This is a genomic window from Sporosarcina koreensis, assembly GCF_001531445.1.
GTDB classification, from domain to species: domain Bacteria; phylum Bacillota; class Bacilli; order Bacillales_A; family Planococcaceae; genus Sporosarcina; species Sporosarcina koreensis_C.
In genome coordinates, this window is record NZ_LQYA01000047.1 from 64,229 (window position 1) to 79,695 (window position 15,467).

General features: G+C 42.6%; 19 protein-coding genes and 1 pseudogene. 13 read left to right on the plus strand and 7 right to left on the minus strand.

All coding sequences use genetic code 11. The features are described 5' to 3' along the window. Positions 1-85: 85 nt before the first annotated feature. The 7 genes and pseudogenes from AWV70_RS07195 to AWV70_RS07225 all read right to left on the minus strand — a co-directional run bounded on the left by AWV70_RS07195 (position 86) and on the right by AWV70_RS07225 (position 4,964). On the minus strand, positions 86-784 hold the full coding sequence (locus AWV70_RS07195) for an SGNH/GDSL hydrolase family protein (protein ID WP_060205618.1): 699 nt from the start codon (positions 782-784) through the stop codon (positions 86-88). 1 nt (position 785) lies between these two features. Next, positions 786-1,323: pseudogene (locus AWV70_RS07200) on the minus strand (TetR family transcriptional regulator C-terminal domain-containing protein). 192 nt (positions 1,324-1,515) lie between these two features. Beyond that, the gene (locus tag AWV70_RS07205; RefSeq protein WP_060205620.1) at positions 1,516-2,352 is read right to left on the minus strand and encodes a metallophosphoesterase family protein; all 837 of its coding nucleotides are present in this window, start codon (positions 2,350-2,352) and stop codon (positions 1,516-1,518) included. 95 nt (positions 2,353-2,447) lie between these two features. Next, a complete protein-coding gene (locus AWV70_RS07210) occupies positions 2,448-2,858 on the minus strand; it encodes a DUF3021 domain-containing protein (RefSeq protein WP_060205622.1) in 411 nt (136 codons plus the stop codon). Beyond that, positions 2,855-3,313, minus strand: coding sequence for a LytTR family DNA-binding domain-containing protein (locus AWV70_RS07215; protein ID WP_060205624.1), 459 nt, complete (start codon positions 3,311-3,313; stop codon positions 2,855-2,857). The genes AWV70_RS07210 and AWV70_RS07215 overlap by 4 nt, the downstream gene beginning before the upstream one ends. Then, on the minus strand, positions 3,291-4,106 hold the full coding sequence (locus AWV70_RS07220; RefSeq protein ID WP_082713509.1) for an ABC transporter permease: 816 nt from the start codon (positions 4,104-4,106) through the stop codon (positions 3,291-3,293). The genes AWV70_RS07215 and AWV70_RS07220 overlap by 23 nt, the downstream gene beginning before the upstream one ends. Positions 4,107-4,118: 12 nt before the next feature. Beyond that, a complete protein-coding gene (locus AWV70_RS07225) occupies positions 4,119-4,964 on the minus strand; it encodes an ABC transporter ATP-binding protein (RefSeq protein WP_235588568.1) in 846 nt (281 codons plus the stop codon). 141 nt (positions 4,965-5,105) lie between these two features. Here AWV70_RS07225 and AWV70_RS07230 point away from each other — a divergent pair, with 141 nt between their 5' ends. The 13 genes from AWV70_RS07230 to AWV70_RS07285 all read left to right on the plus strand — a co-directional run bounded on the left by AWV70_RS07230 (position 5,106) and on the right by AWV70_RS07285 (position 15,442). Next, the gene (locus tag AWV70_RS07230; RefSeq protein WP_060205626.1) at positions 5,106-5,921 is read left to right on the plus strand and encodes a VanW family protein; all 816 of its coding nucleotides are present in this window, start codon (positions 5,106-5,108) and stop codon (positions 5,919-5,921) included. 3 nt (positions 5,922-5,924) lie between these two features. Continuing rightward, positions 5,925-6,464, plus strand: coding sequence for an AAA family ATPase (locus AWV70_RS07235; protein ID WP_060205628.1), 540 nt, complete (start codon positions 5,925-5,927; stop codon positions 6,462-6,464). Next, the gene (locus AWV70_RS07240) at positions 6,458-6,997 is read left to right on the plus strand and encodes a GrpB family protein (protein WP_060205630.1); all 540 of its coding nucleotides are present in this window, start codon (positions 6,458-6,460) and stop codon (positions 6,995-6,997) included. The genes AWV70_RS07235 and AWV70_RS07240 overlap by 7 nt, the downstream gene beginning before the upstream one ends. 22 nt (positions 6,998-7,019) lie before the next feature. Further along, complete coding sequence (locus tag AWV70_RS07245; protein ID WP_082713510.1) at positions 7,020-7,724, plus strand: isoprenyl transferase; 705 nt, start codon at positions 7,020-7,022, stop codon at positions 7,722-7,724. A 63-nt stretch (positions 7,725-7,787) separates the two neighbouring features. Then, on the plus strand, positions 7,788-8,552 hold the full coding sequence (locus AWV70_RS07250) for a DUF817 domain-containing protein (protein ID WP_060205634.1): 765 nt from the start codon (positions 7,788-7,790) through the stop codon (positions 8,550-8,552). Between the two features lie 89 nt (positions 8,553-8,641). Next, a complete protein-coding gene (locus AWV70_RS07255) occupies positions 8,642-10,372 on the plus strand; it encodes a methyl-accepting chemotaxis protein (RefSeq protein ID WP_235588577.1) in 1,731 nt (576 codons plus the stop codon). After that, on the plus strand, positions 10,350-10,997 hold the full coding sequence (locus tag AWV70_RS07260) for an HAD family hydrolase (RefSeq protein ID WP_060205638.1): 648 nt from the start codon (positions 10,350-10,352) through the stop codon (positions 10,995-10,997). The genes AWV70_RS07255 and AWV70_RS07260 overlap by 23 nt, the downstream gene beginning before the upstream one ends. After that, the gene (locus AWV70_RS07265; protein WP_060205641.1) at positions 10,994-11,611 is read left to right on the plus strand and encodes an NUDIX hydrolase; all 618 of its coding nucleotides are present in this window, start codon (positions 10,994-10,996) and stop codon (positions 11,609-11,611) included. The genes AWV70_RS07260 and AWV70_RS07265 overlap by 4 nt, the downstream gene beginning before the upstream one ends. 144 nt (positions 11,612-11,755) lie before the next feature. Further along, positions 11,756-12,946 carry a hypothetical protein gene (locus tag AWV70_RS07270; RefSeq protein ID WP_060205643.1) on the plus strand — a complete coding sequence of 397 codons (1,191 nt, stop codon included), beginning with the start codon at positions 11,756-11,758 and terminating at the stop codon, positions 12,944-12,946. Positions 12,947-13,086: 140 nt separating this feature from the next. Beyond that, positions 13,087-14,007: a helix-turn-helix domain-containing protein gene (locus AWV70_RS07275; protein ID WP_060205645.1), complete on the plus strand. Its 921-nt coding sequence runs from the start codon at positions 13,087-13,089 to the stop codon at positions 14,005-14,007. 74 nt (positions 14,008-14,081) lie between these two features. Then, positions 14,082-14,282: a putative holin-like toxin gene (locus AWV70_RS25290; protein ID WP_414714824.1), complete on the plus strand. Its 201-nt coding sequence runs from the start codon at positions 14,082-14,084 to the stop codon at positions 14,280-14,282. A gap of 220 nt (positions 14,283-14,502) precedes the next feature. Beyond that, entirely contained in the window at positions 14,503-15,042 is a 540-nt protein-coding gene (locus tag AWV70_RS07280; RefSeq protein WP_060205647.1) for a GNAT family N-acetyltransferase, read from the plus strand. 4 nt (positions 15,043-15,046) lie between these two features. Next, positions 15,047-15,442 (plus strand): NUDIX hydrolase, encoded by a 396-nt coding sequence (locus AWV70_RS07285; protein WP_235588569.1) that lies wholly within the window; start codon positions 15,047-15,049, stop codon positions 15,440-15,442. Positions 15,443-15,467: the final 25 nt, after the last annotated feature.

A 15,467-nucleotide genomic window follows, 5' to 3' on the forward strand; every position in this document is an offset into this window, starting at 1 on the left:
AGCGATGGGTTCGAATTGTAGAGTTTCTGCCACTGTGCAGAAATTCTACATCCCCCGTAATCGCAAGTATCCATTGGTTAATCTCTTAGATACCATTCAAAATAGAAATTGGGGAAATCGCATGTCTGATCACATTGGCGTATTCATCCGAAACAATTCTTGCTCCTGCGCTGTTCAGATGTATGCCATCTAATGTTAGTTTCAGACCACGCCGTTTTGACATTTGATCAATTCTGTCAGTTCTTTTATAGAAGAAAACATCCAACATGACACGAAACGGATTGGTGGTAATATAAGCCGAACTATCCTCATTAGCTAATGCTCTTTCAAAGACTGCATGGAGATCTAAATAATGTACGTGCATCTTTTCGCCTATCGATTTGATCAGCAGCCCTAATTCTTTAACTTCCTTATTGGAAGGGTTATCAAAATGTTCACCAACAAGAGCCGGTGAAACCAACACTACCAACTTGGATGAAGACACGACGAAATCCACTACCTGTTGGTAAACCTCTTTGAATTCCCCAAGATCTTGGACTACTGGTTGCGCCTGAACCTTCAGAAGCTTTGAATACACGTCATTTGTACCAATCCAAACAAATGCCAAATCAAAATCATCATCTAATCCAGTCTTTGTTAAACGACTAGAAAGACTTTTTACCGTCTCCCCGGGTTTTCCGAGATTCACAAACGAATCCCTTGGAAAACTCTCCTTTAACATATTTGCAAATGAAACACCTGGACGCCCCTCAGTTAAACTGTCACCAATTAATGCGATCTTCATGTCATTTTCCCCTTTTCTTTATTGAACTTAAAAAAATGGTAATTGCTAGTTCAAATAAAGGCTCAAGTGACTGTAATGGCTGTGTATTCGTCAATTGGCATAGTCCCCCAAGCCAAGTCCCTAATAGTGCGGTCCATTCATCTACGTTCCCGTTTTCAAACTTTTTGACTGATTCCGGTGATGAATTAGGATTGGCGGCCAATTCCTGTCCTGCCATTAGCAGAGGCGTTTGATAATTGTACATGTTTAGCCATCATGTACCATTTTTCAGCGGCTGACGAATAGTTTGGTTCGTTTTCCATCCATTTGGTATACCATTCATGCATGGAATTCTGCGCAAATAGTACAAACAACTTTTCCTTGTTTTCAAAGTGATAGTAGATGTGACCTTTGCTGTATCCAGAAGCTTTAGCAATACCTCCAACCGAGGTCTGATTGTAGCCATTCAGTGAAAACAATTCAAAAGCTTTTCCCCTAATAATTCGTTTTGCCTCTTCGCTGTCATAACGCCTACTCAATCCATAAAGATCTCCTTCCATTAAATTGAACGACTGTTCCAATTCTAGTTTATTACTTATTTATCCAAATGGGAAGACAGGTGATTGATTTTTCGATGGATTTATATAAGTAAAAAAGAGCAACAAGTTATGTTGCTCTTCCTAAAGTAAAGAACACAAAACAAGGCTGGGAAAATTGATTAACTAAGCCTTGTTTTGTGTAAATGCTTTGCTTTATTGTACAAGTGATGACAGCAATGAGACGGTGCAATTACAGTCTTCATTGATGCCTTTCGCGTCCGTACGGTGTTTGAAATGATTCATATTTTCATAAATTAAGGTCGCGTTCTGCTTCAGCGCCTCATCATCCAAATCAATGGATGACACGACGATTTGCTCATCCTGTATTTCAATGACGCGGAATGATTGCTCATCTAAACAAGCTGCTGTTTGAACGAATGTCCAGTTATTCTCTTGCACGATCGAATCGCAATGCATGTGACCATTGAAATACATGCCGATGCCTTTCTTTTGTTCCAACAATCTTCGCATATCAATGCTTTGATGGATGGATCCGTTATTTAGCTCCGAACCTTTCGTCGTGTTGTGCACAGGATGATGCGCAAACACGAGTAACGGCTTTTCCCCTGAATTTTGAATGACATGCTCGAACCATTCCAGTTGCTCGTCATCTATCCAGCCGCCCCAGCATTCATAATCCAATTCCCGAGCTGTGTCCAAAAATGCCAAAACTGCCTGCTCCGTCTCGAATGAATGGTATTGTTTCTGTCCCGTCAAAGCGAGAAGCTCCTGTTTCGTCAATGAGTAATTGTCATGATTCCCTAAGACGTGGATGAATTCTTGGGAATCGCCGATCAATGAATAGATATTGTTCAATTCATGCGCCATGCCGTAATTCGTTAAATCACCGAGAGACACGTGCAAACGTGCGTCGATCGCCAAAAACTGATCGATGAATTCTTTGTAAAACGAAGCCCGCGCCTCCAACAAACCCGGTACTCTTTCATCGATTGCCGGATAATGCAAATCACTGAACAATGCAATTTTCAATGGAATGCTCCTCTCAATATGGATTCGACTTCATCATACCGGCTGAATGTAAAGCACATATGGCTATCTTGTTAATAGAGTGTAAAATCAGTCACTTACAACTCCCTCAGCTCCTCATTCAGTTTCGCTGCTTGCTTCCTGAAGTACATGTAGAAGGAGAGCCAAATGACCGTATAAAACATAATGAAAATGCCAAGCATGCCGATGAATCCTTTCACTGTGAACGGAATCCATCCAATGACGAAGGCGACGATGAAATACAAAACCGACACACAAATGAAATGCAAAGTTGTTTGCACAGGCAACGTCAGTTTTTCATTTTCGAATAGCAACGGCGTCACTGTAAAGAACCAGCCGCAAAAGACGGTGCCGAGTGCGTTTTTAGAAAGAATCGCTGCATCTAGCATATCCTTTTCTCCCAAATAGCTGACCAATAATATCGTAACGAGTGCCAGAAACGAGCCGAAGAAGATGCCCAATATGCTTCTCGTCAAGAATGTTTTCATCCATTTTTCCTCCTGTTCATTTTCAGAGCTTCCTTGATGCCACTCACGTATGTCCGTGACACATATTCCTTCGCTCCTGATTTGAAGTGGACGACTAGCGTACCGTTGAAAGAGGCTTCGAATCGGCTCAGCTCATGAAGATTGGCGATGACCGATTTTGAAAGCCTGATGAATTTCGTTGCAGGCAGCATTTCCTCAAGCTCATATAGCTTCTCTTTCAATGAAAAGGAGCCGGCAGCAGTGACCGCCACGACGCCTTCCTTTTCAGTATGGAAGTAATGAATTTCATCAGGCTTCAAAATATGCTGCATCTCGCCGTCTCGTCCGACGAGAAATTCCGTTTTCTTCCCCTTCAAAAAATCAAGAATCTCCTTTATCGAATCATCCACTTCAAAGCAATGGATCGTCACTTTTGTCTCCTCGTAAATTTCATCAATGTCCAGTGAAACTTTCATTCCGCACATCTCCTCCTCGGTTCCTATTAGTAGGATACCATTTGAAAGAAGATTTTCGCAGACTATTTCCAAAACGTAAGACCAGGAGAGAAATTGCTGTAATAATTACGATATAGCCGATAGAAATAAACGTCGCACTGTTCCATTCCAACTGTCCGTTCCACACCGTGATGAAGAGTTGATTCATATGATAGAGCGGGTTGAAATCAGCAATAATTTGCACGAACTTTGGCATCATAGCAATCGGCATCGTAAAACCGCCTGTGAACATGACGACTTGAAAGATGACAATGGAGAAAACGAGCGCGCCATTCAAGCTTGTGAATAAAGAGTAGATTGCTGAAGAAATTATGAGCAAGGCTGCATTGAATATCATGAACGTTCCGAATGCCAAGATGAAATTGGTCGGTTCGAATGAAAGATCATAAGCGATCATGCCGATGAAGAATACTAGGAAATAGCCGAGACTCGTAATGATGATTGACCTTAAAATATTCGACAACAGCAATGTCCTTTTCGGCACAGGCGATAAAATAATACGCTTTTCCACGCTAGTCGTCCGGTTCATCACCTGGTCAAACCCGAATGCGAAAAAGACGACGCCGAACGTGATCAGTAAAATGAAAGAAGGGGTGTACGTTTCCGCGTAACTGAGATTCCCGGCATACGTGGCATCCCCGAAAAGCTGCCCCATGAACAAATAGGTGACCGGTGGAACGATGATCGTGAACACCATATAAAAAATTTCCCGTGTAAACATAAGCAAGTCGTACTTCAATTGAGTCGCTAACATAGTAATTCCTCCTTAAATGGATACCTTTGATAGATAAAATTCATTGATCGATTTAAATCCTGTGGATAAAATCCCTTCCGTGGAATCAAAGATTTCATTGACACCGTCGTTTAACAGCATCACTTTATCGCAATACATTTCGACTTCGTCCATATTATGTGTCGTCAAAATAACCGTGCCGCCCGTGCGTTTGTTATAGTCGGTAATATATGTCCAAAGCATATTCCGCATATGTGGATCGAGCCCGGTCGTCGGTTCATCCAAAATGAGCATTTTCGGTTCGGATAAGAAGGCGATTGCCAAACTGACGATTTGCTTCCATCCGCCGGATAGCTTGTCAAAATATTTCTTTCGATGCGGTTGAAGCTTGAAGTCGGAGACGATCTGTTCAATATCGACCGGCGATTTGTAATACGCTTTGAACAGCTTTAGCAATTCGACGACTTTCAACGTTTTGTAAAATTGTGTCGGTTGCAGAACGGCTGATATGTCTTTCCGTACATGTTCAAGTTGGTTAGTCGATAAAGTTCGAAGCTCTTTATCGAACAATAGAACATTCCCTTCGTCATACGGCTTCAACGTCATTAGGATTTCAAGGAACGTTGATTTTCCTGCCCCATTTTTGCCGATAACCCCGATGACTTCTCCAGCGTTCGCTGTGAAGTCAATTCCTCGTAAGACTTTGTTCTCCCCATATACCTTTTGCAAATTACTGACACGCACAATTTCCATTTGCAATCCCTCCGTAGCTGTTCTTTGTACTCTTACTATATCCAGCCAATCCGGATCGGTCTGCCGTTTTTCGATGACAGGTCGTTTTTCCGCGGTCAGTTGCAAAAAAGCATCCGTCAGTTGCATTTGAAGGTGACGTTCTTGGAGTATTGCTCGAGTTCGAGGTGATTATGCTCGTCTTGGGACCTTTGACTCGTCATAGGGAAGTTGATGATGAAGGGAAATGGAGAATCCCTGTTGAATTAAGACTAAGATGGAGGTGGCTTTATGGTTTCATTAAAACCAATCAGACGAAGCAAACTAAGGATATTAATAGGGAAGAAAGTATATAGATTGAAACGATATGGTGAATGGTTGTTTGATGGGAAAAAGTATGCGCGCAAAATAGTAGATGATAAGCTGCCCTTCATTATCAAAAAGCACCGGACCCCTCTGCTAAGGCAATTGAAGGATGTCGATATGCAATTACAAAGGAATAAAATCATTAACTTACAAATCGCCGTAAAACGATTGCATAAGGTCATTATTGAACCGGGGGAAACTTTTTCATACTGGCGACTCATCGGCAATACGACGAAGCGGAAAGGGTATGTCGAAGGCATGATTCTCCATTACGGAAAAGTGACTGTCGGGACAGGTGGAGGGCTTTGCCAACTGTCGAACCTCATTTATTGGATCACGCTGCATACGCCGTTGATCGTAACGGAGCGCTATCGTCACAGTTACGACGTATTTCCCGATTCGAGGAGAAGCCAGCCATTCGGCAGCGGGGCGACGTGTGCTTACAATTATTTGGATTTACAAATAAAGAACGAAACGCACACGCCATATCAACTGAATGTCTATTTGACGGATACGCATTTAAACGGGGAGTGGCGTTCGATTGCACTTGCGACCCGGACGTATAAGATCTACGAGAAAGATCATCATTTCACGAGGGAATTATGGGGCGGTTATGTCCGTCATAATTCGATTTTTCGGAAAGTATACGACGCAGACGGGAACCAGATCGATGATGAATTCGTCACAGAGAATCATGCGATAACAATGTATGAACCATTTCTTACATACGAGGGGGAATGAGAAATGATTGTCATGATCAATGGGGCGTTTGGTGTCGGAAAGACATCCGTTGCGAATGAACTGCTGAACAGATTGGAAGGAGCGATGCTGTTTGACCCAGAAGAGGTCGGATTCATGCTGAGGCATATCATTTCGGAGGATGTAAAGCTGGAAGATGAGAAAACGGGAGATTTTCAAGACTTGGAAATGTGGAAACCATTGACGGTCGAAGTGGCAAGACAGTTACGTGAGACTTATGGCAAGGATTTGATCGTGCCGATGACAATTTACAATAAGGACTACTTCGATGCAATTCGTCGCGGGTTTTTACAAATTGACCCTGAAACGTATCACTTCTGTTTGACTGCAAAAAAGGAAACGATCCATGAACGGTTGCTGGAACGCGGAGAAGATAAAGGCAATTGGTGCTTCATGCAGACGGATAAATGTCTCGCTGGCTTTGAAGATGCGTGCTTTGAGAAATTTATTTCGACGGAAGATGCCGGAATCGAAGAGATTGCCGAATTCATTTGCAAAGAAATCGGGGTGAGGTTAACATGTTAGGTCTGAATAAAGATGTAGTCGCATTAACTCCGTACCGCCAAGAATGGAAAGAGCTTTTCGAGCGGGAGAAGGCATTATTGGATTCGCTGATCGGTGAGCATATAGTAGACATTCAACATATCGGAAGCACGGCAATCGAAGGGATTGCAGCGAAGCCTATGCTCGATGTCCTAATCGGCGTCAGGTCTATGGATGATGTAGAGAAATTCGATAAGTACCAATTGAGGGACGCGGACATTTATCATTTAGGTCGTGTTGAAATAGAAGGAAAGGCAGTGTTCGCCAAGTTCTCCGATTTGGAGGAATTGACGAAGACGCATGTCTATCATGTCGTTGAATACGGTGGTGACTGGTGGAAGCAACATACGCTTTTCAGGGATTATTTGAATGAACATCCAGACATCGCGTGGAAATATGAATCATTAAAAAAGGAATTGGCGTTGAAATACCCCGACAATGAACGGCAATATGCAGAAGCAAAGAAAGTGTTTGTGGATGAGGTATTGAAGTTAGCTATGGCGAATGGACAATAGAAAGCTGAAAGGGGTATCGCCAATGATTACAGGTATTCCACAACATATCGCTATTATGATGGATGGAAATGGACGATGGGGCAAGCAAAAAGGACTTACTAGAAGTCAAGGGCATTTTGCCGGTTCTAAAACGATGGAAAATATTATTATGGACTCCTTAGATATAGGTATTAACGTGTTAACCTTATATGCATTCTCCTCTGAAAACTGGAAAAGGCCTCAAAAAGAAGTTCAGTATTTAATGGATTTACCTGCAAAGTTTTTTAAGGAAAAGTTGCCTGAATTCATGGAGAAAAATATACGGATATGCGTTTCAGGGGATATTGAGAAGTTGCCAATGCATACTAAATCAGCTGTTCAATCAGCAGTAAAGGCAACGGAAAATAACGATTCGTTAGTTGTTAATTTTGCATTAAATTATGGCGGAAGAAATGAAATTATTTTTGCTGTAAAAGCAATCATAGGTGATATTAAGGAATCTAAATTAAAGATAAATAATATTAATGAAGAGTTAATTGATGGTTTTCTTTACACAAGTGGCTTACCCGATCCTGATATCATTATTAGAACTGGGGGAGAAAAGAGGATTAGTAATTTTTTGCTATGGCAATCTTCTAAATCTGAATTGTGGTTTACAGATACTTATTTTCCGGATTTTAATAAAGAGTTATTGCTTCAAGCGATTAATGAGGTTCAAGAAAGAAAGAGCTACCAAGCTAGGCTATGAAGTGGAATGTACTATTTGGTTATATTCAAAACAAACTTCAGAAAAAACGCGGAGGCAAACATCATGAGAGCAGTTAAACAACTTGTACATTTCGGCTGGCAGCAGGCCCTTTCCTGTTTGTTCCCGGTCGTTATTTTTGCCTCTTTGGCGCTGACGAAAGTCATACCGCTTCCTTTCCTTCCCCGATATGACTGGCTTCTAATCATTTGCATTCTCATGCAATGGTGGATGTTGCGTTCAGGGCTGGAAACAAAAGACGAACTAAAAGTAATTACCCTGTTCCACTTGATTGGATTAACTCTTGAAATCTTCAAAGTGAATATGGGTTCCTGGTCTTATCCGGAGGAAGGGTATTTTAAAATTTTCGGTGTTCCTTTGTACAGCGGCTTCATGTACGCGAGTGTAGCGAGTTATCTATGTCAAGCCTGGAGAAGACTGGACGTCGATCTCATTAAATGGCCTCCTTTTTGGATCGTAGTGCCTCTCGCATCTGCAATCTATTTGAACTTTTTCACCCACCATTATTGGATCGACATTCGTTGGTGGTTGTCTGCGCTTGTCATCATCGTCTTTTGGAAATCATGGGTGAGTTATAAAGTGAATGGAACTCAATATCGGATGCCTATTGCACTTTCATTTGTCCTCATTGGATTTTTTATATGGGTAGCTGAAAATATCGCAACGTTCTTCGGCGCATGGCAATATCCAAATCAAACGGATGCATGGAGCCTCGTTCACTTAGGAAAGGTGAGTTCATGGCTTTTATTAGTGATTGTCAGCTTCCTCATTGTCGCAACGTTGAAGCAGGTGAAAGGGAAGTCGCATTAATCTTAACAAACACTTTACATCATACTTTATCCCTATGACCTATAATCGTAATTGACTATAGATCAATAAGGGGATGCTATGATTTGAGAATGACAGTCGGGAAAAAGTTATGGGTTGGTTTTTTAGCGATTCTATCAATCGTTCTGTTAGTCGGCGCATCCGGATTATGGGCCTTATCCAAATTGGATGGAGAGTACCGTTATTTAATTGACGACAAAATTAACAATGTCGTGCTTCTGGAACAATTATTATCAGCCCAACATGCCGATGCGAAAAACATCCGGGGTTACATCATTTACAAAGATCAATTATATGTCGAACAACGAAATGAAATTATGGATGCTATTAAAACAAAAATAAAAATGTTAGATCAATCAATACATACGACATCTGCCCGTCAGATCATGAAAGAAGTGAAAGAGACATCCAAAAGTGCTGAGCAAATAAGTGAACTGATTATCCGTGATGTACAGGCGGGCAATATAAAAAACGCGATGGATTTGGCAAAAGAGGTTTCATTTTATCAGGAAGAGGTTTCCGTTAATCTTCAGCAGCTTATTCAACAGCAAGAAGCGGAACAGGAACATACGGAAGAACAGCTACAAACCGTCTTGAAGTGGATATATATGCTGATTGGGGGCTTGATCGGCACTGCGGTCGTGACAAGTATCGCGATTGCCCGAATCATCAGCCGCAGTATTGCTCGACCAGTTCGGAAGATGACGGCTTCCCTTACACAAATAGCAAACGGCGATTTAACAGCTGGGCCGATTACTGTACGAAACAAAGATGAAATAGGAGAGATGGCCGCCGCGCTGAATGGGATGACGGAAGATTTGAGAGTCATATTGACAACTGTTAAAGAATCCGCTGTTCAGCTTGCCACTCATGCAGAGGAATTGTCCGCAAGCTCGGAAGAAAGTCTTGCCGCCTCGGAAACCGTTGCCGAAATAACTGAACGGAATTTGATGGCGAGTGATGTCCAAGTAGCAAAAGTGAATGAGTCTACTCGTTCCTTAACTGAAATGCTTCAAGGGATTGACCGAATCAGTGAAGATAATGAAAGGATGCACATTGCATCTACAGAAGTTACAGAGCTAGTTGCGAATGGAGCGTCACGAATGAAAGAAGTGACAGAGCAAATGGGGAAAATCAGCTTGTCCATTCAAGCGTCGGCCAACACGATCGGTCAACTGGCGGCTCACTCAGAAAAAATTCGTGAAGTGACATCAGTCATCACGACGATGGCAGAGCAGACGAACTTATTGGCGCTGAATGCGGCAATTGAAGCTGCTCGAGCGGGGGAACATGGCAAAGGGTTCGCTGTAGTTGCGGAGGAAGTGCGCCAACTTGCAGACCAATCGAAGCGTTCTGCCGGACATATCGGTCGAATGATTGATGAGATGATAAGTGACGTGGAAAGAACGATCATGAGCTCTGAAGAAGGCAGTTCATTTATTGCCAAAGGGCGGGAGTTATCGGAAAGCACGGGTGATGTGTTTCAACGGATCGAACGTGCGGCAATTATTATGAATGGTGCGATGAATGCTGTCACGACGAATATTAAGGGAGTCCGGTCAATGACGGACATCGTATCTGCTGAATCGCAAAGCGTACAGGATCTCGCTATGCAATCTTCAGCAGAAGCCCAATCAGCAAATGCCGCGACAGAGGAACAGCTATCCGCGAATTCCGACATATCCTTACATGCACAGACGTTGGCCATTCTAGCGGATCGTCTACTTGGCGATGTGAATCGGTTTAGGATATCTGAAGAACTAAACATAGGGGGAGTTACTGGTGAGAGCAATCATATTTGATTTTGATGGGACATTGGCGAATACATTGCCAATCTGTTATTACGCATTTCAAAGCGTGTTTAAAAGGTTTGATAATAGAGAGATTACACCAAGTGAAATTCTAGTGATGTTTGGCCCTTCAGAAGTTGGCATTATTAGAGAAAATCTTTTAAACCCTCATAAGGAAGAGGCGATTGAATATTTCTATCAACAATACTCACAGTTCCATAAAGACCTAGTGGAAGTTAATCAAGACATACATGAGTTGGTTACGTCTTTAAAAGGGGCGGATATAAAGTTGGGGATTTTCACGGGCAAGGCAAAAAGAAGCTTGGACATTTCCTTGAAACAATTATATATGGAAGGGTTGTTTGACGTCATCATAACTGGCGATGACGTATGCAATGCAAAGCCTGATCCAGAAGGGCTATTGAAAGCTTTATCTATATTAGACGTGAAAAACTCCGAAGCGATTTTTGTTGGTGATAGTGATGCAGATGTAATTGCCGGAAAGCAATCCGGTGTTTTTACAATTGGCGTTCAATGGCTGCCTGAATATCAAACTGCAGCATTTAGCGAACAACCAAATCTGCTGATTAGTAGCGTGATGGAATTTGAGAATTACATAAAGGTGGGGACCAAATGAGTACGCGATGGTTGGATTGGGCAAAAAGGATTCAGGCATTGTCCCAGTCAGGGTTGGCGTTTTCGAAGGATATTTATGATATCGAGCGCTATGAGGAGTTTCGTAAAATCAGCGTAGAGATTATGGCGGCCTATACCGATCTTGACATGAATAAAATTGAAGGCTTGTTTACGAATGAAACTGGCTATCAAACGCCAAAAGTGGACGTCCGAGGCGTCGTTTTTAAAGATGGCCAACTATTAATGGTGAAAGAAAATATTGATGATAAATGGGCGTTGCCGGGTGGGTTCTGTGATATTGGATTGTCCCCTTCCGAGAATGTAGTGAAGGAAATTAAAGAGGAATCTGGATACGATGTGATCCCTGTGAAATTAATTGCCATTTTGGATAAAAACAAGCATCCGCATCCTCCTGAACCATACCATTACTATAAGATTTTCATTTTATGTGAAATTATTGGAGGAGAGTCCGCTGTAGGGCCAGAAACGAATCAAGTCGAGTTCTTTTCTGAGAACAATTTGCCTCCGCTTTCTACGAATCGAAATACTGAGTCGCAAATAAAAACAATGTTTGAATTCTTTAGGGAACCTGAAAAGGAAACGATTTTTGAGTGATTCGTTTGTAAGTTCTGTAATTTGACCGTTCAATGGCTAGAACGGTTTTTTTTGTTCGTAACCGATTCTCAAACTTAAGGAAACTATCAATAGGCTGCATCGTATATGTACTGTCGATGAACTATTAATGCGAGGAGAATGATTATGGCTATAGATTTACATGCATTTATCCCTCATTTGAACGAGGAAAGCCTGTCCACCTACTGGCCGGAATTCCAAGTGGGTGCGTATGCGTTGTACACAGATGAAACTGTGTATTTGTTTCATCATCCTGCCTATCCTGGTACAGAACAATCTTTTGTACAACTTCCATGGAGTGAGGAGTTTGCTGGGAATACGTCGATTTTGTTTCATGATTATCCGACTGCCATCGTTCAAATGGACAGCGGTATGGATGAGAACCGTTTATACGCAGTGCTTGCGCATGAGTTGTTCCATGGTTTTCAGTATGTGAAAGGGGAGTCAAGGTTCCCTGATGAAGTGTTGGGCATCACGTATCCGCTAGTTGCTGAAAACGTGGATTTGCGTCAACAGGAGCGGCTGCATTTGTACAATGCTGTTACCGCGACGGAGGCAGAAAAAAGAAAACATCACCTGAACCAATTCATTTTGTATCGGGAGAAAAGGGCAGAGGTCATCGGTCCGTATATGAAATATGAACAGTTGATTGAAACAGTTGAAGGCCCTGCATTTTATGTTGAATTGAATGCGTATGTTGCAAGGAGCGGTGCGCGAAAGGATGAAGAGATCCGGTCTTCTGGGGAGCTGTTGCTTGATATAGTAGACTCCACCAGGCATCTGCGTAGGAGTTGCTACGGCTCAGGGCTATTCATTTGTTTACTGTTAGATGAATTATATTCTGGATGGCAAGCGGATTTCATGCAATCCGAGCTGACGTTATACGAGTATTTCAGAAAGTTTGTCGAATCTGTACACGAAAAGCTAGTGGCGAGTGATTCAGCAGTGGATATCGGTGAACTCGTCTCTACTATAATGAACGAGCGAGATGAAGGGATCACTGACTCTCTCCAGCGGGCTAACTATGTACTTACCATTCATGGGGAAATCAGAGTTACAGGAATTGACCCGATGAACATCATCGCCAATGGAAAAAAAGTGCTGCACCAGAATTTTGTTCGTTTGAAGATGAATGAACAGGATTATCTAGTGCAACAGCCAGTCATTGCATTGCTGGAAGATAGCATTTTCCGTTGCAAGCATGTGCAAATCCCGTTGAATGAAAAGCCGTATGTAGTAGATGGGCAAATCATGATTCCGGGCGTCGGAATAATAAAAGGCCGATTGGATGAAGTGGAATCAAATTTGTGGTTATAACATGGTCGTCTGCACATAGGCAATGCCATTCCACTACCAGTAGAATCTCCTATTCAACCAATAGTTGATAGGCGGTTAGAAAGCGATATGCTACGCTGAATGTACAGTGCGCGCTGAAACTCATTGGGGAGGTAGTTGGGATGTTGGATACATTAAAGGTTGGGAGCTTTATTTCAAAGCTCCGGAAAGAAAAAGACTGGACGCAAATGGAATTGGCGGATCGCCTAAACGTAAGTCATCAAGCTGTTTCGAAATGGGAGCGTGGTGATTCGTTGCCGGATATCGGAACGGTGATGCAAATTGGGCATATTTTTGGGGTGTCAGTCGATGAGTTGATGAATGGGGGAGCCGACAAGGGAAGCTCGACTTATATCCATAATCTTGGCAGGATAATGACAGGAATTACTGAAAATCGTCGAGAGGAAGTTGCTCAGATGATCAATACGGGGAAAGCGGATATGGAAGGGCTCATTGAAGTGGCGCCATTACTAAAGGCAAGCGAGTTGGCAGAAGTGACGGAACGAGTGGACAAGCGGTTATTCAATCAGGATTTGATTGTACGGTTGGCTCCGTTTGTCGAAACTGAGTTGCTGGATGGTTTGGTGACAGAAGCGATGGAAGACGATGTCGATATGAAATTTGTTCAAAAACTTTCTCCGTTCGTCAGCAGAGAAGCGTTGCGACGTTTAGTTGACAAAGCAAATAAGGATGGAATGGATTTGAATGTCGTTGTCCGCCTGGCACCGTTTATCGGGAAGGAAACCGTAGATGAACTCATTGAGCAAGCGATAGATGAAGGGATTGAATGGAATCTCATCGTCCGCTTGGCACCCTTCTGCAGTAAGGAAAAATTAATGAGCTTAGTAGAACGGACTGTGGATGGCAAGTTGGATTCGAGTTGTCTCATTTCACTTGCGCCTTTTCTCGGAAGGGAATCTCTGAAACGGCTTGTGGATGAAAAGGAAATTGGCAATATGGATCCGGAAACGATTGCGCGATTGGCGCCTTTTGTTGATAAAGCGACACTAAGCGGATGGATTCAAGCGTTATTGGTAAAGTGAGAGGCGAAGCAGCACTGTCAAACGGTGCTGTTTTTTGTCGTGTTTTGAACGTGTGAATTGTCTGGTAAGTGTGAATGAGCGCATGGTATAATGTGAGAATAATAAGCATAGTTTTCAAGGGCGGTCAGCATCCCATAGTTGTAACAACATTCCAGTCTATTATAGATGGAAGGGGGTGCTGTAAAGTGACTACAGTCGAAGCAATAATCGTCATGATTAGTTTTTCTACACTAATCGTAGCAGTGATTGCACTAGTATTGTCACAAAAGAAATAATCCACCCTTGAGTTTTTAGCGGACTCGGGTGGATTATTTCCTGACGTGACGCTGATCCCCAAATGGAAACCATGTCTATTGAAGTTCCGCAATGATGCTACAACATCGTTGCGGTCCTTTTTACTATATCCATTCTATATTGACATTATAACAAATAGAGTTTTCAAAGTCTATTAATTGAAATAATTTAAATCTGCACGAGTGAGTAGGGGGAAGTGGGATGTTCATTCAAAATGAACGGTTAACGATACGGGAACTGGTTGATGCGGATAAGTCCTTGTTAGTAAAATGGTTGTCCGATCCTGAGGTTCTCCAGTTTTATGAGGGGCGAGATCGTCCGTTGGATTTGGCGCAAGTCGAAAAGGATTTTTACGGGGAAGCGGACGGTGAAACAAGATGCCTCATTTTGTACAACGAGGTGCCGATTGGGTATGTGCAGTTCTATCCGGTCGGGGAAGAGGAAAGGCAGATTTATGGCTATTCAGATTCATCGGAAATCCTCTACGGGATGGACCAGTTCATTGGCGAACCTGTCTTTTGGAATAAAGGAATCGGTACGCAACTTGTCGAAATGATCGTTGCGTATTTATTGACTGACAAAAAAGCAGAACGCATTGTCATGGATCCGCAAACATGGAATGAGAGGGCGATCCGCTGTTATGAGAAGTGCGGTTTCAAGAAAGTGAAGTTGTTGCCGAAGCATGAATGGCATGAAGGGGAGTTCCGGGATTGCTGGCTGATTGAATATGTCAGGGAGTGAAGTAGTGCATCCGAGAAATCGAGGTTCTGCCGTTGTTATCGAGGACGATAAAGTAGCGGTCATTAAGAGGTGTCGTGAGGGAGAGGAATATTATGTGTTCCCGGGCGGCGGTATTGAAGACGGTGAAACCCCTGAACATGCAACAATTCGGGAAGCATTCGAGGAGTTAGGTGTGCAGATTGAAGTAATAGAATGTCTTGGAATTGTTGAGTTCAATGGCGAGCAACACTATTTCATAGCGAAAATAGTTGGCGGGGAATTTGGAACAGGACAAGGTGAGGAATACGACGAAATTCGTAGTCATGGATTATATGAACCGATTTGGATACAGATTGCTGCACTCGACTCGTTGGATGTCCGGCCCATGCGGATTGCAAAGAAATTGATGGAACGAATGTAAATTTAAAAATAGTTGGAGGAACTAG